Raw genomic sequence first — 19,245 nt, 5'->3', positions numbered from 1 at the left:
GACCCTACCCCTCTCGAGGCGCCGGAACGGCCGTCGGGAAAACTGAACGGGGTAAGACTCTGTACTCAGTCCAGGTTCGGGTCTACGGTGCTCCCATGACCGGATCCGGGCAGGGGAAGACCCCGTACTGCCCGGTCGGTCACGTGCTGGGCCTCCGGGAGCGCAAGAAGCTCGAGGCCTGGCGGACGATCCGGTCGACCGCGCTGCGCCTGATCAGCGAGCGCGGGTTCGACGCGGTGAGCGTGGAGGACATCGCCACCGAGGCCGGTGTCTCCCGGACGACGTTCTTCAGCTACTTCCGGAGCAAGGAAGCCGTCGTCTACGACCTCGATCCGCAGGAGCTGCAGCAGTGGCGCGAGCTCCTGGCGGACGCCCCGAGGGGTGAGCCGCTGTGGGAGGCGCTCACCGGTCTCGTCCTCAGCCTGGCGGAGCTCCTCGCCGACCGGCTGCCCCTGCAGAAGCGCCTGTTCCAGCAGTCACCGGAGCTCTGCGACTCGTCGCGGGACGTCTGTGACAGCTTCGGGCCCGACCTGCGGGAGTGGGTCGCCCGGCGCACCCCCGAGGGCGACGAGCTGCATGCCGCCCTGGTCCTCAACACCGCCTTCGCCGCGTTCAACACGGCGATCGAGGCCTGGGACCACGACGACTCCTTCGACCACTTCCTGGACCTCGCCCGCGACTGCCTGCGCCTGGCCGGTAGCGGACTGGCCCGACCCGTGAGCTGACCCGCTCTCCACCCACCGGCCCCGACCCCGCCGGCCCTCCTCCGGCAGGCACTCCGCACCCCGACCGCGCACCGCCGCGCCGGTCGCGCCTGCCCGGGCTCCCGCACCACGCGACCGCGCGACGACGCCGGCCGTGCGCCCTCCCCTGCCCGCATCCCCTCAGCCCGCACTGCGCCCTGCGCAGGAAGGACGGCTCCGCCATGCCCACAGACAGCCTCGCCACCCCGCCGGGGAGCACCGTCCCCGACGCGCCACCGCCGCCCGCACCGGACACCGAGGGCCCGGACCCCCGCCGCTGGCTGGCCCTCGCCGTCATCGCCGTCGCCCAGCTGATGGTCGTGCTGGACGCCTCGATCGTGAACATCGCCCTCCCCGACGCCGGCCTCGACCTGGGCATCAGCGCGGCGAACATCCAGTGGGTGGTCACCGCCTACACGCTCGCCTTCGGCGGGCTGCTGCTGCTCGGCGGGCGGATCGCCGACTTCACCGGCCGCAAGCGCGCCTTCCTGATCGGCCTGATCGGCTTCGCCGGCGCCTCGGCGCTGGGCGGCCTGGCCCCCAACCAGGAGCTGCTGTTCGCCGCCCGCGGCCTGCAGGGCGCGTTCGCGGCGCTGCTGGCCCCGGCCGCGCTCTCGCTGCTGGCGGTCACCTTCACCGACCCCAAGGAGCGGGCCCGCGCCTTCGGTGTCTTCGGTGCCATCTCCGGTGGTGGCGCCGCGATCGGCCTGATCCTCGGCGGGGTGCTCACCGAGTACGCCTCCTGGCGCTGGACCCTGGGCGTCAACGTGCCGATCGCGCTGGCCACCGCCGTCTTCGCGATCGGCCTGGTGAAGGAGAGCCGCGCCGACGGCGACCGGCGCTACGACGTGCCCGGCGTGCTCCTGTCGGCCGCCGGCCTGGTCAGCCTGGTCTACGGCTTCAGCAAGGCCGCCGAGGAGGGCGTGGGCTGGACCGACCCGGTCACGCTGACGCTGCTGGCCGCGGCCGCCGTCCTGCTGGTGTCGTTCGTGCTCTACGAGCAGCGCGCCAGCCACCCGCTGCTGCCGCTGCGCGTGGTCCTGGACCGCAACCGGGGCGGCTCCTACCTGGTCTTCCTGCTGGTGGGCGCGGGGATCTTCGCGATCTTCCTGTTCCTGACGTTCTACTTCCAGCAGACCCTGGGCTACAGCCCGCTGGAGTCCGGCTTCGCGTTCCTGCCCTTCAGCGGCGGGATCATCCTGGGCGCCGGGGTCGTCTCCCAGGTCCTCCCCCGGGTCGGGCCGCGGCCCCTCATCATCGGTGGTCTGGTCGTGGCCGCGCTGGGCATGCTGTGGCTGACCCGGATCGGCGCGACCAGCTCCTACGTCGTCGAGGTGCTCCCCGCCCTGCTGGCGATCAGCCTCGGCATGGCCGCGGTGTTCGTGCCGGCGTCCAGCACGGCGCTGGTCGGGGTGGCGAGCCATGACACGGGGATCGCCTCGGCCGTGCTCAACACCAGCCAGCAGGTGGGCGGCTCGCTCGGCCTGGCCCTGCTGAACACCTTCTACGCCTCGGCGGTCACCGGGTACCTGGTCGACAACCCGGGCGCGGCCCCGGGCGAGGCGTTCGTGCAGGGGTACCACGTGGCCTTCATCTGGGCCGCGGTGTTCCTGGCGGTCGCCCTGGTCCTCAGCATCGTGCTGATCCGGGCGAAGAAGGACGACCTGCCCGCCGAGGTGGCCCTGGCCGCCTGACCCGACCGGGAGGGGCCGGCGTCACGACGTCGGCCCCTCCCGCACGTCAGCTCAGGGGTTCCAGCCGCCGGGACCAGGAGACCTGGGTGCGGGCGGTGGTGAAGCCCAGGCTCTCGTACAGCCCCAGCGCGCCGGTGACGTTCTCGCTGTCGACCTCCAGGCCCGAGGTCTGGCAGTCCTGTGCCGCCGCGGCGTGCATCGCCTCGATGATCACGGCCTTGGACACCCCCCGGCCCCGGGCGGACGGGAGGACGCCGATCTGGCCGAAGTAGCTCTCCCGGGAGCCGCTGGCCGCGGCGGTCGCCTCGGAGACGTAGGCCAGCGCGTAGCCGAGCACCTCGCCGCCCTCGACGGCCAGCACCGACAGATCGGGCCGGAAGGTCCGCATGCCGGTGAACATGACCTGCCAGGAGGCGACGTCGCGCTCGCTGGAGCCGTAGTGCTCGGTGAAGGCGGCGTTGTGCGCCAGCCGCACCTCCTCGTCGCGGTCCCAGGTGAACGGCACCAGGTCGATGCCGTCGAGCCGGCGCCGCGGGGGCAGGTCGGTCAGCGGCCGCTCCATGTGGAAGAACCAGCGGACCGCCTCCAGCCCGGCCCGGCGCACCAGCGCCTCCAGCGAGGGCATCGTCGTGTACACGGTGGCGGTCAGCCGGGCCGGTGACTCCGGGTGCCGCTCGGCGTGCAGCTCCTCGCCCCGCGCCAGCTGCCAGGCCAGCAGCGCCCGGCCGATGCCCCGCCCCCGCCACTCCGGCAGCACCCGACCCTGCAGGTGCACGCCGTAGGCGTCCCGGAACGTGGGGGGCGCGATCGTGGTGGCGTAGGCGACGACGGTGCCGTCCGCCGTGCTCACCAGCCGGGTGTCCTGCTCCAGGTCGACCAGCTCACTGACCCACAGCCCGGTGAGGTCCTCGGGCGACTCGTGCAGCCCGGTGTCGTCGACCTCCTCCGCAACGGCGAGCAGTTCGGCGACCGCAACGGCGTCGTCGGGACGGATCGGGCGGGCGGAGAGGCCCTCGGGCAGAGCCAGCGGCGCAGAGTTCACGAGGCCCGAGGTTAGGCGGTGACCCCGAACAGCCGTGCACCGTTGTGCCAGAGGACCGCCCGCAGCCACTCATTCCCCAGGTCCAACCGGTGCAGCGCAGCCAGCTGGTGGGCGTAGGGGTACGGGATGGCCGGGAAGTCGCTGCCGAGCACGACCTTGTCCCGCAGCGCGGCCAGCCGGGGCAGCAGCGCCCGGTCGAAGGGCATCAGCCGCTCGGTGAAGTCGGTGGCGAACATCGTGGTGTCCAGGTGCACCCGCTCGTACCGCTCGGCGAGGTCCAGGAACGCCGCGTACTCCGGCATCCCCAGGTGCGCGATCACCAACTGGAGCCGGGGGAAGACCTCCAGCAGGCCGGCCATCGGGGCTGGGCCGGTGTGCTCCCCGCGCAGCGGCCCGGAGCCGCAGTGGATCACCACCGGCGTGCCGGTCTCGGCCAACCGGGCCCACACCGGCTCCAGCAGCCGGTCCCGCGGGTCGAAGGCGCCGACCTGCACGTGCACCTTGAACACCCGCGCGCCGGCGTACAACGCCTCCTCCACGTACCACTGCACGTCCGGCTCCGCGTAGAACGTCGCCGAGTGCAGCACCTGCGGGTGCTCGGCCGCGAACGTGGCCGCCTCGGCGTTCAGCCAGGCGGCCATCCCCGGCCGGTGCGGGTAGGGCAACGTCGGGAAGGCCCGGACGCCGAGCGCCGCCAGCACCGCCAGCCGCTCCTCGACCGGCAGGGCGTAGGTGACCGGCCACGGCGCCCCGTAGTGCGTCTCCGCCTCGGCGAAGTACTGCCACACCTTCGCCTGCACCCGCTCCGGCAGGAAGTGCACGTGCACGTCGACCAGCCCGGGCAGCCCGAGCTCCCGCCAGTACCTCGGGACGTCGGCATCGTCGACGGGCGGTGCGACCACGAGGGCCACCCTAGGTCCGCCGGGCGGGACGAGCACCGCCATCCGCTGACCACCACCAGCCTCCGGCGGCGTGGACGCGACCTTCAGCGCGGAGCTGTTCGAGTGGCGTGGTCGGCGCCGTTCCACTGGCTGTCCCTGCCCGCGGACGTGTGCGACCGCATCCGGGCCGAGGCCACCGCGGCCAGCTACGGCTGGGGCGCGGTCCCCGTGCGCGTGCAGATCGGCGCCACCGAGTGGGAGACCTCGCTGCTGCCGCGCGCCGGCGGCTACGTGCTCCCGGTGAAGCAGCACGTCCGCGCGGCGGAGCGGTTCGACGACGGTGACACGGTGACGGTCGCGCTGTGCGTCGCCCCCCGCAGCGGTCGGGCCGCCAACGGGAGCGGCCCGACCATGTGATGTGGGCGTCAGATCGTGACGACGACCTTGCCGCGCACGTGCCCCTCGGCCACCAGCCGCTGCGCGTCGGCCGTCTGGGCCAGCGGGAACGCCTTGGCGATCGCCACCCGCAGCTGCCCGGCGTCGGCCATCCGGCCCAGCTCCTCCAGGTCGTGCCGCTCGGGCCGGACGAAGACGTACCGGCCGCCGAGGTCGCGCACCACCGGGTCGACGACGCTGGCGATCCGCTTCGGGTCACGGACCTGGTCCGGAGCGTCGCCGAGCGCCGGACCGCCGATCAGGTCGAGGACGGCGTCCACCGGCTCGGACAGCTGCGCGGAGATCGGACCGGCGTTGTAGTCCAGCACCTCGGCGGCACCGGCGTCCCGCAGGAAGCCGTGGTTGCGCGGGCTGGCGGTGCCGATGACGTGGGCGCCGAGCGCGGCGGCGATCTGCACGGCGAAGAAGCCGACCCCGCCGGCGGCCCGGTGCACCAGCACCCGGTCACCCTCGCCGACCTCGAGCGCCTCGGTCAGCGCCTGGTAGGCGGTCAGCCCGGCCAGCGGCAGCGCAGCGGCCTCGGTGAACCCCAGCGAGTCGGGCTTGTGCGCGATGCACCGCTGCGGGGCGGGGACGAGCTCGGCCATCGTCCCCCACTGGACGTCGTCCCGGCGCAGGTAGCCGAAGACCTCGTCGCCGGGGGCGAAGTCGACCACCGCCGGCCCGACCTGCTCCACGACCCCGGCCAGGTCCCAGCCCGGCACGATCGGGAAGTGGTGCGGGAAGAAGCCGGCCAGGCCACCCTCCCGGATTCCCATGTCGACCGGGTTGACCCCGGCCGCGCGGGTGCGGACCAGCACCGTGTCCGGCCCCACCGGGGGCTCGGGCAGGTCGTCCCGCAACTGCAGGACCGATTCGTCGCCGAACCGGTCGTAGGCGATGCCGCGCATGGAGGTCAGCGCCGTCCCTTCACGTAGCGACCGAAGGCGCGTTCCATCTCCCGGCGGGAGTCACGCTCGGCCAGGTCGTGGCGCTTGTCGAAGCTCCGCTTGCCCTTCGCGAGTGCGAGCGTGGCCTTGACCTTGCCGTCCTTGAAGTACAGGTCCAGCGGGACGAGCGTGAGCCCGCCCTCCTTGGTCTTGCCGATCAGCTTCTCGATCTCGGCGCGGTGCATGAGCACCTTGCGCTTGCGGCGCGGGGCGTGGTTGGTCCACGTCCCCTCGGTGTACTCGGGGATGTGCACGTGCTGCAGCCACACCTCGCCGTCGTCGACGCTGGCGAAGCCGTCGACCAGCGAGGCACGGCCGGCACGCAGGCTCTTCACCTCGGTGCCGGTCAGCACCAGGCCCACCTCGTAGGTGTCCAGGATCGAGTAGTCGTGCCGCGCCTTCTTGTTCTGGGCGATGAACTTGCGCCCCTGTTCCCGCGGCATGCCCCCAGGCTACCGGGCGGATCACCGGGAGCGCCGCCGGGAAACGATCATGGAGCCGCGGTGCCGACGCGCGGGTGGTGGCCGGCGCGTCGCCACCGCAGCTCCATGATCGCCGCGGGGGGCTACAGGCGGACGTAGAGGCGCAGGGTCACGTAGGCGGCGACGGCGGCGAGGCCGACCCCGGCGGCGGCGATGATCGGTGAGATCGCGATGATCGCCGACCAGTCGACCGGCGGGATGATGCCGGCCTTGATCGGCCCGGCCAGCGTCTTGTCGACGAACAGGATCTTCGTCAGCACCAGCCCGCCGATCGCCAGCCCCGCACCGATCAGGCCGGCGAGCGCCGCCTCCAGGATGAACGGCAGCTGGGTGTACCAGCGGGAGGCGCCGACCAACCTCATGATGTTGGTCTCGTTGCGTCTGTTGAACGCCGCGAGCTGGATCGTGTTGGAGATCAGCAGCAACGCGGCCAGGGCTTGCACGAGAGCCACCGCGAGGGTGCCGTTGCGCGCGCCGTTGAGCAGGCTGAACAGCCGGTCCAGGAAGTCGCCTTCGTCGCGGACCTCGTCGACGCCGGCTGCCCCGTTCGGGAACTGCTCGGCGATGACCGGGTACCGCTCGGGGTTGACCAGCTCGACCCGGAAGCTCTCCGGGAGCGCGTCCTCCGGGGTGTTGGCGATCAGCGCCGGCTGTTCCTGGAACTGCTGGGTGAAGCGCTGGTAGGCCTCGGCGCGGGTCTCGTAGATGTACTCCTGCACCTCGGGCGAGGCGTCCAGCTGCGCGGCGATCGAGTCACGCTGCTCGTCGGTGACGTCGTCGGCGAGGTAGATCGAGACCTGGATCTTGTCGTAGTAGATCTCGCGCATGTCGCCGATCATGTTGGCGATCAGCAGGCCGGTGCCCATGAGGCCCAGCGAGATCCCCGTGGTCAGGATCATCGCGACCGTCATGGTCAGGTTCCGACGCAGCCCGGCAGCCACCTCGGAGAGGACGAAGTTGACGCGCATCAGTTCCCTGTCGTGTTCTGCGGTCGGGCGGTCATCTCAGCGACCCACGCCGTAGACGCCGCGGCTCTGGTCGCGGCTGACGACGCCGTCGCTGAGCTCGATCACACGGCGCCGCATCGAGTCGACGATGTGGTAGTCGTGCGTGGCCATGACCACGGTCGTGCCGGTGCGGTTGATCCGCTCCAGCAGCAGCATGATGTCCTGGCTCGTCTCCGGGTCCAGGTTGCCGGTGGGCTCGTCGGCCAGCAGCACCAGCGGCCGGTTCACGAACGCCCGGGCGATCGCCACCCGCTGCTGCTCACCACCGGAGAGCTCGCTGGGCAGCCGGTTCTCCTTGCCGTCCAGGCCGACCATCTCCAGCACCTCGGGCACGACCCGCTTGATCGTGCGCTGGGGCTTGTTGATCACCTCGAGGGCGAAGGCGACGTTCTCGGCGACCGTCTTGTTGCGCAGCAGCCGGAAGTCCTGGAAGACGCAGCCCATCGTGCGGCGGAGCTTGGGCACCTGCCACTTGCTCATCGTGTTCAGGTTCTTGTCGTTGACCGTGATGACGCCCTTGGTGGGGCTGTCCTCCTTCAGCAGCAGCCGCAGGAAGGTCGACTTGCCCGAACCCGACGAACCGATGAGGAAGACGAACTCCCCCTTGTCGATCTGCATCGAGACGTCATCCAGAGCCGGCCGAGGACTGGTCGGGTAGATCTTGGAGACGTGTTGCAATTCGATCACGAGGGGCCACGGTACCTGTCCGGTGCCGGCGGATGATCCGTTCGACCGGCGCGTCCCGCAACCTCATGGACGGACAGTGAGCAACGACGGCCCGGCCGTCGATCACTGTCACCCTGCGTGCCGCCGGGCCCGGTCCGGCTGTGGCCGGTCTCTCCCCCCGGCCCCGACGGCGGCCTGTCAGTCGAGCTCGGCCGTCTCCTGCTGCCGGCGCCACCGGATCCCGGCCTCGATGAAGGCGTCGATCTCCCCGTCGAGGACATTGCTCGGGTTGCCGGTCTCGACCTCCGTCCGCAGGTCCTTGACCATCTGGTACGGGTGCAGCACGTAGGAGCGCATCTGGTTGCCCCAGCTGCTGCCCTCCCCCTTGAGCGCGTCCATCTGGGCCCGCTCCTCCTGCTTGCGGACCACGAGCAACCGGGCCTGCAGCACCCGCAGGGCGGCTGCGCGGTTCTGGATCTGCGACTTCTCGTTCTGGCAGGAGACGACGATGCCGGTCGGGATGTGGGTCATCCGGACGGCGGAGTCGGTGGTGTTGACGCTCTGCCCACCCGGGCCGGAGGAGCGGAAGACGTCGACCCGGATCTCGTTCTCCGGGATGTCGACGTGGTCGGTCTGCTCGACGACCGGCAGCACCTCGACGCCGGCGAAGGAGGTCTGCCGGCGGCCCTGGTTGTCGAACGGGGAGATGCGCACGAGCCGGTGGGTGCCCTGCTCGACCGAGAGGGTGCCGTAGGCGTACGGCTGCTTGACGGCGAAGGTGGCCGACTTGATGCCGGCCTCCTCGGCGTAGGAGACGTCGTAGACCTCGGTGGGGTACCGGTGCCGCTCGGCCCAGCGCAGGTACATCCGCATCAGCATCTCGGCGAAGTCGGCGGCGTCCACTCCGCCGGCCTCCGAGCGGATGGTGACCAGCGCCTCGCGCTCGTCGTACTCGCCGGAGAGCAGCGTGCGCACTTCGAGCTCGTCGAGCACGGTGCGGATGCTCGCCAGCTCCCGCTCGGTCTCGGCGGTGGTGGCCTCGTCGCCCTCCTCGGCCGCCATCTCGTGCAGCAGCCCGACGTCGTCGAGCCGGCTGCGCAGCTCCTCCACCCGGCGCAGGTCGCCCTGCAGGTAGGACAGCCGCGAGGTCACCGCCTGGGCGGCCTCGACGTCGTTCCAGAGGTCGGGTGCGGAGGCCTTCTGTTCGAGCTCGGCCACCTCCCGACGCAGGTCATCGACCCGCATCACGGCCTCGATGGACTTCAAGGTCGTGTCGAGTTCGTCCAGGACGACGGAGAAGTCAGCGGCCACGTCGATCCAGGGTAGTGCGCCGGGCCACCGGGTACCCACGGCGGCATGAGCACGTCACCGCCGGACGACCGGCGCACCCCCGACGACCTCACCGAGTACGAGCGCGACCACTTCCCCCACGGGATCCCCGAGTCCCAGCCCCGGTACCAGGAAGGCGGCGCCGGGAACGCGCGCAGCGCGCTGACCCTGCGGCTGGGGCTGGCGACCTTCGGGCTCGTGATCTGCACCGTGTTCGCCGTGCTGGCGTTCCTCGCCGACGTCCCGGTGGTCTTCCCGATCGCCCTGGCGGTGCTGGCGGTGATCGCACTGGTCGACCTGGCGGTCGTGGCCCGCCGCAAGCTGCGCGGCGAACCGGGCTGATCTCGCGGGTGCCGACCGCCGGGCTCAGGCGCTCTGCAGGCGCGTGCGGAGTGCGCGGCGGGCAGCCCGCCGGATGGCCAGCCAGTCGGCCACCTCGGCGGCCGGCATGGGCCGGGCGATGTGGAAGCCCTGCGCATGGGTGCAGCCCAGGTCGCTGACCAGCGTGAGCTGACCGGCGGTCTCCACCCCCTCCGCCAGGCTGCGCATGCCGCAGGCGGCGGCGAGCCCGACCACGGCGGCGATCGCCGCCGCGGACTCGCTGCGCCGGACCTCGATGCCGGCGATCAGACTGCGGTCCAGCTTCAGGATGCCGGCCGGGATCGACACCAGCTGGCTCAACGAGGAGAAGCCGCTGCCGAAGTCGTCGATGGACACCTCCACCCCGGTGACGCGCAACTGGGCGAACTGGGCGGCAGCCCGGAGCGGGTCCTCCGCGACGCTGGTCTCGGTCAGCTCGAGCACCAGCCGCTCCGGGGGGAGCCCGGCGGCATCGAGGGCGTCGTGGACGTCGGCGACGAGGGTGCCGGTGGCGAAGTGCGCCGCGCTGATGTTCACCCCGGTGACCAGCGGGAGACCGGCCCGGTCCCAGGCCGCGGCCTGCCGGGTCGCCTCGGCCAGCACCCACCGGGTCAGCTGGACGACGACCCCGGTCTGCTCGGCCAGCGGGATGAAGTCGCAGGGCATCAGCAGGCCGCGCTCGGGGTGCTGCCAGCGGACCAGCGCCTCCACCCCGGACACCTCGCCGCTGGGCAGGTGCAGCACCGGCTGGTAGTGCAGCACCAGCTGGTCGGACTCGATCGCCGCCCGCAGCTCGGCGGCCACCAGCACCTTCTGCTCGACGGCGCTGCGGAGGTCGGGGCTGAACACCCGCACCCGGTTGCGGCCGGCCGCCTTCGCGGCGTACATCGCCAGGTCGGCGTCCCGGACCAGGTCGGTGGAGCGCAGGCCGGGGTCCTCGCCGGGCGCGGTGGCCACGCCGATGCTCACGGTCAGCCGGGTGACCCGCTCGCCGAGGTCGAACGGCTCGTCGAAGGTGCTCTGGAAGCGCTCGGCCAGCGCGAGGGCGCCGTCGACGTCGCAGTCGCGGCACAGCACGACGAACTCGTCGCCGCCGAGACGGCCGACGGTGTCCTGCGCCCGGGTGCGGCTGGTCAGCCGGGTGGCCAGCTCGCGCAGCAGGTGGTCGCCGATCTCGTGGCCGAGCGTGTCGTTGACGTCCTTGAAGCCGTCGACGTCCAGGAACAGCACGGTGACCGGGCCGCGGTCGACGCGGCGCAGCTCGGCGGAGATCAGGTCGTGCAGGTGGGCCCGGTTGGGCAGGTCGGTGAGGTGGTCGTGCCGGGCCTGCCAGGACGACGCCCGCTCGGCCTCGACCCGGGAGGTGACGTCGGTGTGGGTGACCACGACCCGGCCGGACCGGTCGGCGCGGGAGGCCTGCAGGTGGTACCAGCGCACCCCGGTGACCGTGGCCAGGGCGTAGTCGGCCGAGACCGAGGTGCGGACACCGGCGGACAGCTCACGCAACTGGTCGATGCGCTCCCGGTTCGCCGTGTCGTCGGACAGGCTGAGCATCACCGCGAAGTAGTTGCCGCCCACCCCGACCCGGAGGCGGTCGTCGTTGAGCAGGTCACCGGCGGCCTGCCAGGCAGAGTTGACCAGCAGCATGGTGCCGTCGGCGTCGATCAGGACCGTCGGTGAGGGCAGCGCATCGAGCACACCGGCCACCAGCCCGGACTGCGCCTGTTCGCCGCCGTCCCGCTGCCGGACGTCGATCGGCAACTTCCGGGCACTCCTCGCTCGCGGCACGCCCACCTCCTGTGCTCGTTCGTCGCGGAGCCTGTCGTGCGCGCTCCCGGGCCGCTCCTGGCCCCCTGGAGACCATCGGCAACAGTGGGCACAGCTGGAGGCCCGCCACGCCGGTCGCCCCGTGAAGAGTGAACACCGGCAGCTCTGCGACGGCGTGTCCCGGCCACCCGATCACCGCCGGTGTGCGTGTCGGCGGGGTGTAGACCTGCCGAGGCCCCGGGTAGGGCGACGCCATGAGCGAATCAACGACGATCGAGCTCGGTGGCGAGGAGTACCTGGTGCGGCGGGAGGGCGACACCCTCAAGCTGGGCCGCCAGGTGGGCGAGGACACGACCTGGCTGGACGACGTCGACGTGCACCAGCTCCCTGCGCCGGCCCAGGAGGCCCTCGACCGCGGTGAACACGACGACCAGACCCTGCAGACCGCGCTGCTCGGCGTCGTCCAGGCCGAGGTGAACCGCGGCGGCTGACCGACCGAGTGATCACCCTGCGCCGCCGACTGGATCCGGTGTGCGGTCTCGGCGCCGGAGGGGGACGCTGGTGTCCTGAGGGCCACCGCCGTCCCTCGGGCCAGGAGGTCGATCCGCATGACCGTTCGGTACCGCTGCGACCGGTGCGCCGAGGTGTCCGACTCCGCTGCCGCCGTCGGCTGGGTACAGGTGCAGCCCCTGGGTGCGCACCCACTGCTGCCGGAGGAACCCACCCACCTGTGCCGGCTCTGCTGGGCGCGCACGACGGCCGGGGAACCGGTGCGGGTCGGCTCGGGGGGCGAGGAGATGCCGCAGGTGAGCGAACACGCCCAGAACCGCGACACGCTGCAGTGACCCACCCCGAGGCGCCCGGCCTCCGGTCCCCCTCACCCCTGGCTGGCGAGCGCGTCGGCCGGCGGTGACCGCAGGGCGGACCGGGTCGGCAGCTCGATGGCCAGGAACGCGATGCCGATGACGACGAGCGCCGTGGCCGGCAGCAGCCAGCCGGGCCCCGACGGCCAGGGACGGTCCAGGAAGCCCAGGCCCAGCAGTGCCAGCGGCACCGCGGAGACCAGCACCCCGGCCACGACCGCCGCACCGGAGACCAGCGCCGCCTCGCGTCGCATCATCGTGCGCACCTGCCGCGGCGTGGTGCCGGTCAGCCGCAGCGTGGCGATCTCCCCGCGCCGCTGGGCGGTGGCCGCGACCAGCGCGTTGGCGATGCCCAGCAGCAGGTAGCCCAGCAGCACGCCGATGACCGCCAGGTTGATCCAGACCTCCGGTGGCGCAGCCGGGCGGTCGCCGGCGACCCCGCCGGCGGACACCGTCACGCCGGGTAGGTCGGTCAGCCCCGCGAGGGCCCGGTCGGTCGCCGGGTCGCCGTCGGTGCGCACCAGCAGGCTGTCGGCCAGCCCGCCGGTGGTGTGCCCCGCCGCCAGGTCGGCAGAGAGGACGACGGAACCGAAGCCCAGTTCGCGGTCGTACACGGCCACCACCCGGGCCTCGGCCGCTGCGCCGTCCCCGAGGGTGAGCCGCACCTGGTCGCCCACGCCGACACCCCGCGCGCCGGCGGCACCGCTGCCGACGGCCACGGTCGCCCCGGTCAGGTCGGCCAGGTCCCCGGCGCGCACGTCGAGGTCGAGCACGTCCGCCCCGGCCGGGGGCAGCACCAGCGCGGGCCCGGCGGACAGCTCCTCCTCGCCGAGCAGGCGCATCGGCCAGAGCACGGTCGTGGAGCTCACCGGCGCGACTGCCTCCACACCGGGGACGGCCTGGACGTCGTCGACCAGCCCGGCGGGGATGCCGCCCAGGCCGGGGGCGGTGATCGTCGCGTCGGCGACGGTGCCCGCCCGGGTCTCCTCCGCCGTCGCGTCGATCACGGTGGTCTGGGCGAACGTGTACGTGAGCGCGACGACGACGGCCATCGCCAGCGTGGTGATCGCCCCGGCCGAGCGCAGTGCGTAGCCGTGCAGGTTGGCCACCGCCAGCCAGGCGGGCGCCGAGGTGCCGGCCGGCAGCCGGCGGGCGAGGCGGCCGGTGACCCGACGGAGCAGGAGAGGGCCGGACAGCGCCAGGCCGATGGCGGCGACGATGCCGGCCAGCGAGGTGGACGCCGCCCCGATCGGCGACTGCAGCAGCAGCGGCGGCACCGAGAGCGGCACGGCGGCGGCGATGAGCAGCAGCCCGGCGCGGTGCCGGCCGGGCGAGGGGGTGCGCGGGCCGGTCCGGGAGTCCGCCAGCAGCTGGGTCACCGGCTCGCGGCTGGTGCGCCAGGCCGCGCCGCGGGCGGCGACCTGGACGACACCGAGCAGCAGGCCGGCGGCGGCCAGCGCCGGGAGCGGGCCGACGGTCAGCGGCAGCGCGTCGGGGAGCACCCCGACGTGCACCAGCAACCGACGGAACTGCCCGGCCAGCAGGTAGCCGAGGGCGATGCCCGGCACGAGCGCGACCGCCGCGACCACGGTGGCCTGTCCGGCGACGAGCCGGCGCAGCTGCCGCGGGGTGGTGCCGACGGCGCGGAGCAGCGCCAGCTCCCGGCGCTGCCCGCCGATCGACACGGCCAGCGCCCCGGCGACGACGAACCCGACGATCAGCAGCGGCACGCCCATCAGGGAGCCGGCCAGCACCACCAGCAGCGACCGGGCTGCGGCCGCCTCGGGGAGGGCGACGTCGCCGCGGGCGTCGCCGGTGCTGAGGATCGTGCCGGCGGGGAGCAGTGACCCGACGGCGTCGGCGACCGTCTCGGCGTCCCCGCTCACCTGGAGGCCGATCAGGTCGACGGTGCCGGTCCGCCCGGCCAGCTGCGCCGCCCGGTCGTCGGCGACCAGGACCCCCGCACCGGCCGGGACGACGGCGGTGACGAGGGCGTCGGACGTGCGGCCGGCCAGCACCACCTGCACCGGGTCGCCGGCGGCCAGGCCGGCCGCGGCGGCGATCCCGGTGTCGACGGCGACCTCCCGCGGTCCGGTCGGCGGCGTGCCGGTGACCGCCGGGTCGTCGAGCAGGCCGACCGACGACCAGCCGTGCCCGGCGGTGACCGGGTCGGCGGTCACGACGACGTCCCCCGCGGCGTCGAGGACGGCGGCCGGGAAGCTGACGTCGGGGACGGCGGCCTGCACCCCGGGCAGCTGTGCCAGCTCGTCGACCAGCGCGGCGGGCACGCTCCCCCGCTCGGGCAGGGCGACGGCGAGGTCGGCGCTGGGCTGCACCGTCTGGTCGGCGGAGACGACCACCTCGGCGCCGGCCAGCCGGTCGACGGGCAGGTGCGAGCGCAGCCCGGACTCGGCCAGCACACCGGTGCCGGTGACGATGGCCGCCCCGCCGAGCACCGCGACCACGACGGCGAGGGACGCGGTGAGCCGGGTGCGGGCCAGCCGCAGCGCGAGCGCGAGCACCGCTCAGCCCTCGCGGAGCGCGACGAGGCGCCCGGCCAGGTCGGCAGCGGCCGGGTGGTCGAGGGTGTCGACGACCCGGCCGTCGGCCATCACCAGCGCGCGGTGGGCGCGGGCGGCGGCCGCCGGGTCGTGGGTGACCAGCACGACGGTCTGCCCGAGGTCGTCGACCAGGTCGCGGAGCAGGTCGAGCACCTCCCCGGCGCTGTGCAGGTCCAGGGCGCCGGTGGGCTCGTCGGCGAAGACGACCGCGGGCCGGGCGACCAGGGCGCGGGCGATCGCGGCGCGCTGCTGCTGGCCGCCGGAGAGCTCGGTCGGCCGGTGGTCCAGCCGGTCGCCCAGGCCGACCCGGTCGACCAGGTACTGCACCCACGCCCGGTCCAGCGACTTGCCGGCCAGCCGCAGCGGGAGGGTGATGTTCTCCGCCACGGTGAGCGCCGGCAGCAGGTTGTAGGCCTGGAAGACGAAGCCGATCCGGTCGCGGCGCAGCTCGGTGCGGCGGGTCTCGTCGAGCCCGCCGATCGCGGTGCCGTCGAGGAGGACCTCCCCGCTGGTCGGGGTGTCCAGCCCGGCGGCGACCTGCAGCAGGGTGCTCTTGCCCGAGCCGGAGGGCCCCATGACGGCGAGGAAGCTGCCGCGAGGCACCTCGACCGTGACGTCGTCCAGGGCCCGGACGCCGTGGGGATGGGTCTTGGTCACCTGTCTGAGGGCGACGGCGGCGGTGGTCGCCGGTGCGAGGGCGGTGCTCATCGCTGCCGCACGTACAGGCTGATCAGCGTGATGCCGCTGACGGCGGTCAGCAGGCCGAAGCCGATGCTGACCGCGAGCGGGACGGCGCTGAACGAGGTGACGCTGTTCCCGGCGATGCTGACCACCAGCACGATCCAGAGCAGCGTGCGCAGCGGGCGGGCCGGCTCCGGTGCGGGACGGCGGTCGACGGGCTGGGCGGTGGGCGCGGGGTCCAGGCGGTACGGATCGGGCACGGGGGGCTCCTCGGTCGGTCTGGTGTCCCCACCGATGCTGGTCGTGCGGAGCCCGGTAACCGATCCCCTGACCTGGCCTCTTGCGGTACAGCAGGCACTACCTCGGGCTCCGGGGTCGGTCGCCGGTGTGACGAGCCATCGCACGATCAACGCCCCATCGCAGTCTGATCGTCATGTTCTTCCGGCAAGGTGCTGCACATGACGGCGAGCCTCTCCACGATCGGGACCGACCTCACCGCCACCCACGTGGCGTCCACGGCGCACGACCCGCGCAGCAGCGACCAGGTCACCCATGCCGTCGCCCGCCCGGTCGTCGACGGTCTGGACCAGTCGGTCTGTGGCGTGCTGGTGTCCGCCGTCGCCGATCAGGACTGGACGGCCTTCTCCGGCACCGACCGCTGCCCGGAGTGCACCCGCATCGCCGGCTGACCCGTTGCGCTCCTCCGTTGGTCACTGAGCGCTGCCTCGATCGTCCTGAGGCAGCGCTCAGTGACCAACGGCGTTCTCGTCGAGGCGGCCTGCCGCCAGGTGCAGCCTGCGGGTGAGGGCCAGGTCGGTCAGGAACCTCTCGTCGTGGCTGACCACCACGAACGCGCCTCGGTAGGCCGCCAGCGCACCCACCAGCTGGGCGACGCTGACCAGGTCGAGGTTGTTCGTCGGCTCGTCGAGCAGCAGCAGCTGGGGCGCCGGCTCGGCGTGCAGCACGCAGGCCAGCGTCGCCCGCAGTCGTTCACCACCCGACAGCGCCCGGACCGGCAGGTGCGCCCGGCTCCCGCGGAACAGGTACCGGGCCAGCAGGTTCATCCGCTCCGCCGCCGGCATCGCGGGTGCCGCGTCCGCGAGCGCCGCGGCCACGGTGCGGTCGGGGTCGAGCAGGTCCAGCCGCTGGGACAGGTGCGCGACCCGGCCGTCGGCCCGCCGGACCTCACCGGCGTCGGGCGTGAGGTCACCGGTCATCAGCCGGAGCAGTGAGGACTTCCCGACCCCGTTCCCGCCGGTCAGTGCGATCCGCTCCGGGCCGCGGATGCTCAGGTCCACGCCGCCCTCGGCGAACAGCGTCCGCTCCCCCAGCCGCAGCTGCAGCCCCTCGCCGGCGAACACGGTCCGCCCGGCGGGCACCACGGTCCCGGGCAGCTCCAGCACGATCGCCTGGTCGTCCCGCAGCGCGCGTTCGGCCTCGGCCAGCCGTGTCCGGGCGCCGTCCAGGCGGGCGGCGTGCACGTCATCGGCCCTGCCGGCCGTCTCCTGCGCGGTGCGCTTCATCTTCCCGATGAGGATCTTCGGCAGCCCGGCGTCCTTGACGCTGCGGGCGGCGTTGCCGGACTTCCGCTGCGCCCGCTCCCGGGCCAGCTGCCGCTCCCGCTTCTCCCGCTTGATCTGCTGCTCGGCCGTGCGCACGTCCCGCTCCACCGCCTCCTGCTCGGCCCGGACGGCGGCCTCCCAGTCGGTGAAGCCGCCGCCGTAGGTGCGCAGCTCGCCGCGGTCGAGCTCGGCGATGCAGTCCATCCGGTCGAGCAGCGCCCGGTCGTGGCTGACCACCAGCAGGCAGCCGGGGAAGTCCTCGAGCGCGGCGTACAGGATGCGCCGGGCGTCGCCGTCCAGGTTGTTGGTCGGTTCGTCGAGCAGCAGGACGTCGGGGCGCGCGAGCAGCTGCCCGGCCAGGCCGAGCGTGATGACCTGCCCGCCGCTGAGGGTGTCGAGCCGGCGGTCGAGGGCGACGTCGCCGAGAGCCAGCCGGTCGAGCTGCGCGTGGACGCGCTCCTCGACGTCCCAGTCGGTGCCGATGGTGGCGAAGTGCTCGTCGGCGGGGTCACCGGCCTCGATGGCGGCCAGGGCGGCGAGCACGGGCGCGACGCCGAGCACCTCGGCGACGTTCAGGTCGCCGGCCAGCGGCAGCGACTGGGGCAGGTACCCGAGGACGCCGTCGACGGTGACCGTCCCTGCGGCGGGCCGGAGCTCGCCGGCGATCAGCTTGAGCAGGGTGCTCTTGCCCGCGCCGTTGGGCGCGATGAGGCCGGTGCGGCCGGCGCCGACCGTGCAGGAGAGCCCGGCGAAGACGGGCGTGCCGTCGGGCCAGGCGAAGGACAGGGCGGAGCAGACGACGGAGGCGTCGGGCACGGCGGGACCTCTGCGGGGGACGCGGGCGCTCGGACGGCCCGGCGGTGGACGAGGACGACGGACGCTCCGGCGGCTGCGCCTGCCGGGGCAGATCCCCGGGGTTCACCCGGAGATGTCGCCGCTGCCACCCATGTCGCTGCTCCCTGATCGACGCCAACCACCCGGCACGGTAGTCACCGACGGGCGGGCCGTCACGCCCTTTTGCCCCGCCAGCATCCGTACATCAGCGGCCCCCGAGACGCCGGATCGTTCCGCCCAATCAGCTCCTGACTTCTGCTTTGCATCTCGCATAAGTGCCGCTACGTTGTGGCCCACACCACAGTCGGATGCAGGGCTCCCGCCTCAGCCGGCGGCCACCGTGCGGCGACGTCGTGTGCCCATGTGACGACCAGAGGGGGATCCATGAAGTTGCCGATCGGCCTGCGGGCCGTGCTCGTCGCCGTCCTGTCCGGGTTGCTGTTCGTCGGCGTCGCCGGTACGGCGAGCGCCGCTCCACCGACGAAGGACGCAGCGGCTGCGGAGTGTGCCGGGCACGGCGTGCCGCTCAGCAAGATCTCGGTCCAGCTCTACACGTTCGCCGGCTACATCGGCGGGGGCGCCGGCGCGCAGGAACGCCACGAGGAGGTCCTGCGCCGGCTGGCCGAGATGGGCTACCGCAACGTCGAGCCGTACACGCTGAGCGACTGGACCGCCGAGGAGTACGCGGCCCTCCTGGACGAGTACGACCTCAAGGCGTCAGCGCGGCACGTCGACGTGGGCTCCCCTGAGAATCCCGCGGACATCGAGCAGATCCTGGCGGACAATCGCACCCTCGGCATCAAGTACTTCGGCTCCGGCAGCACTGCGGGGGCCCCGTGGGTCGGCGAGGTCGAGACGGAGGCCGAGTGGATCGCCTACGCCGAGTACCTCGACGCCGTCGGTGAGCAGGCGCGCAAGGCCGGCCAGACGCTGTTCGTCCACAACCACGACTTCGAGTTCACCACCGTCTTCGGCGACCGCACCGCCTTCGACATCCTGATGCAGCACACCCAGAAGAAGAACGTCGTCTCCCAGCTCGACCTGTACTGGGTCGCCGAGGCCGGTCTCGACCCGATCGACGTCATCGAGGAGTACGGCAACCGGATCAAGCTCTTCCACGTCAAGGACCTCAACCCGGCGCTGGGCAACCGGATCGAGATCGTGGGCCGCGGCAACATCGACTTCCCGTCGATCTTCGCGGCCGGCGGCGGCAGCACCCGCTACTACGTCGTCGAGCACGACCCCCGCTTCGGCGACCCGACGTTCGACCCCTTCGAGGCCGCGCAGGAGGGCCTCGACTACCTCACCTGCGTGACCTACTGAGGTAGCAGCGCTCCGCAGGGGCGGTCCCGGTCAGCCGGGGCCGCCCCCCTCGCACGTGTCCGGCC

Annotated in this window: 20 protein-coding genes; 8 read left to right on the top strand and 12 right to left on the bottom strand. The window is 73.0% G+C overall.

From position 1 onward, the window contains the following. Positions 1 to 95 precede the first annotated feature (95 nt). Both O2W18_RS04570 and O2W18_RS04565 read left to right on the top strand, forming a co-directional pair. Positions 96 to 725: a TetR family transcriptional regulator gene (locus O2W18_RS04570; RefSeq protein ID WP_269186370.1), complete on the top strand. Its 630-nt coding sequence runs from the start codon at positions 96 to 98 to the stop codon at positions 723 to 725. A 200-nt stretch (positions 726 to 925) separates the two neighbouring features. Then, a complete protein-coding gene (locus tag O2W18_RS04565) occupies positions 926 to 2,437 on the top strand; it encodes an MFS transporter (protein ID WP_269186369.1) in 1,512 nt (503 codons plus the stop codon). A 46-nt stretch (positions 2,438 to 2,483) separates the two neighbouring features. Here O2W18_RS04565 and O2W18_RS04560 read toward each other — a convergent pair whose 3' ends face one another. Then, positions 2,484 to 3,479 (bottom strand): GNAT family N-acetyltransferase, encoded by a 996-nt coding sequence (locus tag O2W18_RS04560; protein ID WP_269186368.1) that lies wholly within the window; start codon positions 3,477 to 3,479, stop codon positions 2,484 to 2,486. Positions 3,480 to 3,490: 11 nt separating this feature from the next. After that, positions 3,491 to 4,381 (bottom strand): amidohydrolase family protein, encoded by an 891-nt coding sequence (locus O2W18_RS04555; RefSeq protein WP_269186367.1) that lies wholly within the window; start codon positions 4,379 to 4,381, stop codon positions 3,491 to 3,493. Between the two features lie 102 nt (positions 4,382 to 4,483). Here O2W18_RS04555 and O2W18_RS04550 point away from each other — a divergent pair, with 102 nt between their 5' ends. Continuing rightward, positions 4,484 to 4,777 carry a DUF1905 domain-containing protein gene (locus tag O2W18_RS04550; RefSeq protein ID WP_269186366.1) on the top strand — a complete coding sequence of 98 codons (294 nt, stop codon included), beginning with the start codon at positions 4,484 to 4,486 and terminating at the stop codon, positions 4,775 to 4,777. 8 nt (positions 4,778 to 4,785) lie between these two features. On the opposite strand, the gene O2W18_RS04545 is transcribed toward O2W18_RS04550, so the two are convergent. The 5 genes from O2W18_RS04545 to prfB all read right to left on the bottom strand — a co-directional run bounded on the left by O2W18_RS04545 (position 4,786) and on the right by prfB (position 9,211). Further along, the gene (locus O2W18_RS04545; protein WP_269186365.1) at positions 4,786 to 5,706 is read right to left on the bottom strand and encodes an NADP-dependent oxidoreductase; all 921 of its coding nucleotides are present in this window, start codon (positions 5,704 to 5,706) and stop codon (positions 4,786 to 4,788) included. 5 nt (positions 5,707 to 5,711) lie between these two features. Continuing rightward, positions 5,712 to 6,188: an SsrA-binding protein SmpB gene (gene smpB / locus O2W18_RS04540; protein WP_269186364.1), complete on the bottom strand. Its 477-nt coding sequence runs from the start codon at positions 6,186 to 6,188 to the stop codon at positions 5,712 to 5,714. Between the two features lie 122 nt (positions 6,189 to 6,310). Further along, positions 6,311 to 7,195, bottom strand: a complete 885-nt coding sequence (gene ftsX, locus O2W18_RS04535) for a permease-like cell division protein FtsX (protein ID WP_269186363.1) — start codon at positions 7,193 to 7,195, stop codon at positions 6,311 to 6,313. Between the two features lie 36 nt (positions 7,196 to 7,231). Beyond that, positions 7,232 to 7,921: a cell division ATP-binding protein FtsE gene (ftsE, locus tag O2W18_RS04530; protein ID WP_269171084.1), complete on the bottom strand. Its 690-nt coding sequence runs from the start codon at positions 7,919 to 7,921 to the stop codon at positions 7,232 to 7,234. A gap of 177 nt (positions 7,922 to 8,098) precedes the next feature. Further along, positions 8,099 to 9,211 carry a peptide chain release factor 2 gene (gene prfB, locus O2W18_RS04525; protein ID WP_269186362.1) on the bottom strand — a complete coding sequence of 371 codons (1,113 nt, stop codon included), beginning with the start codon at positions 9,209 to 9,211 and terminating at the stop codon, positions 8,099 to 8,101. A 45-nt stretch (positions 9,212 to 9,256) separates the two neighbouring features. Here prfB and O2W18_RS04520 point away from each other — a divergent pair, with 45 nt between their 5' ends. Continuing rightward, on the top strand, positions 9,257 to 9,571 hold the full coding sequence (locus O2W18_RS04520; RefSeq protein ID WP_269186361.1) for a DUF6343 family protein: 315 nt from the start codon (positions 9,257 to 9,259) through the stop codon (positions 9,569 to 9,571). Positions 9,572 to 9,595: 24 nt separating this feature from the next. Here O2W18_RS04520 and O2W18_RS04515 read toward each other — a convergent pair whose 3' ends face one another. Continuing rightward, positions 9,596 to 11,377, bottom strand: coding sequence for a putative bifunctional diguanylate cyclase/phosphodiesterase (locus O2W18_RS04515; protein WP_269186360.1), 1,782 nt, complete (start codon positions 11,375 to 11,377; stop codon positions 9,596 to 9,598). A 233-nt stretch (positions 11,378 to 11,610) separates the two neighbouring features. Between O2W18_RS04515 and O2W18_RS04510 the strand changes: the two genes are divergently transcribed. Next, positions 11,611 to 11,847 (top strand): hypothetical protein, encoded by a 237-nt coding sequence (locus tag O2W18_RS04510; RefSeq protein ID WP_269186359.1) that lies wholly within the window; start codon positions 11,611 to 11,613, stop codon positions 11,845 to 11,847. Positions 11,848 to 11,964: 117 nt separating this feature from the next. Further along, on the top strand, positions 11,965 to 12,201 hold the full coding sequence (locus tag O2W18_RS04505; RefSeq protein ID WP_269186358.1) for a hypothetical protein: 237 nt from the start codon (positions 11,965 to 11,967) through the stop codon (positions 12,199 to 12,201). A 32-nt stretch (positions 12,202 to 12,233) separates the two neighbouring features. Here the strand turns inward: O2W18_RS04505 and O2W18_RS04500 are convergent, their stop codons facing one another. The 3 genes from O2W18_RS04500 to O2W18_RS04490 are packed head-to-tail and all read right to left on the bottom strand — an operon-like array spanning position 12,234 to position 15,721. Continuing rightward, positions 12,234 to 14,741, bottom strand: a complete 2,508-nt coding sequence (locus O2W18_RS04500; RefSeq protein WP_269186357.1) for an FtsX-like permease family protein — start codon at positions 14,739 to 14,741, stop codon at positions 12,234 to 12,236. A gap of 3 nt (positions 14,742 to 14,744) precedes the next feature. Next, positions 14,745 to 15,488 (bottom strand): ABC transporter ATP-binding protein, encoded by a 744-nt coding sequence (locus O2W18_RS04495; protein ID WP_269186356.1) that lies wholly within the window; start codon positions 15,486 to 15,488, stop codon positions 14,745 to 14,747. Next, positions 15,485 to 15,721, bottom strand: a complete 237-nt coding sequence (locus O2W18_RS04490) for a hypothetical protein (protein WP_269186355.1) — start codon at positions 15,719 to 15,721, stop codon at positions 15,485 to 15,487. The genes O2W18_RS04495 and O2W18_RS04490 overlap by 4 nt, the downstream gene beginning before the upstream one ends. 198 nt (positions 15,722 to 15,919) lie before the next feature. On the opposite strand from O2W18_RS04490, the gene O2W18_RS04485 reads away from it, so the two are divergent. Continuing rightward, on the top strand, positions 15,920 to 16,150 hold the full coding sequence (locus O2W18_RS04485; RefSeq protein ID WP_269186354.1) for a hypothetical protein: 231 nt from the start codon (positions 15,920 to 15,922) through the stop codon (positions 16,148 to 16,150). 57 nt (positions 16,151 to 16,207) lie between these two features. On the opposite strand, the gene O2W18_RS04480 is transcribed toward O2W18_RS04485, so the two are convergent. Beyond that, complete coding sequence (locus tag O2W18_RS04480; RefSeq protein ID WP_269186353.1) at positions 16,208 to 17,839, bottom strand: ABC-F family ATP-binding cassette domain-containing protein; 1,632 nt, start codon at positions 17,837 to 17,839, stop codon at positions 16,208 to 16,210. Between the two features lie 402 nt (positions 17,840 to 18,241). On the opposite strand from O2W18_RS04480, the gene O2W18_RS04475 reads away from it, so the two are divergent. Next, positions 18,242 to 19,180: a sugar phosphate isomerase/epimerase family protein gene (locus O2W18_RS04475; protein WP_269186352.1), complete on the top strand. Its 939-nt coding sequence runs from the start codon at positions 18,242 to 18,244 to the stop codon at positions 19,178 to 19,180. Positions 19,181 to 19,245: the final 65 nt, after the last annotated feature.

Source organism: Modestobacter sp. VKM Ac-2983 (assembly GCF_026967885.1).
In the GTDB taxonomy this organism is placed as follows: Bacteria; Actinomycetota; Actinomycetes; order Mycobacteriales; family Geodermatophilaceae; genus Modestobacter.
The sequence above is the reverse complement of the archived record's forward strand: the minus strand, read 5'-3'. Positions and strand labels throughout refer to the sequence as shown.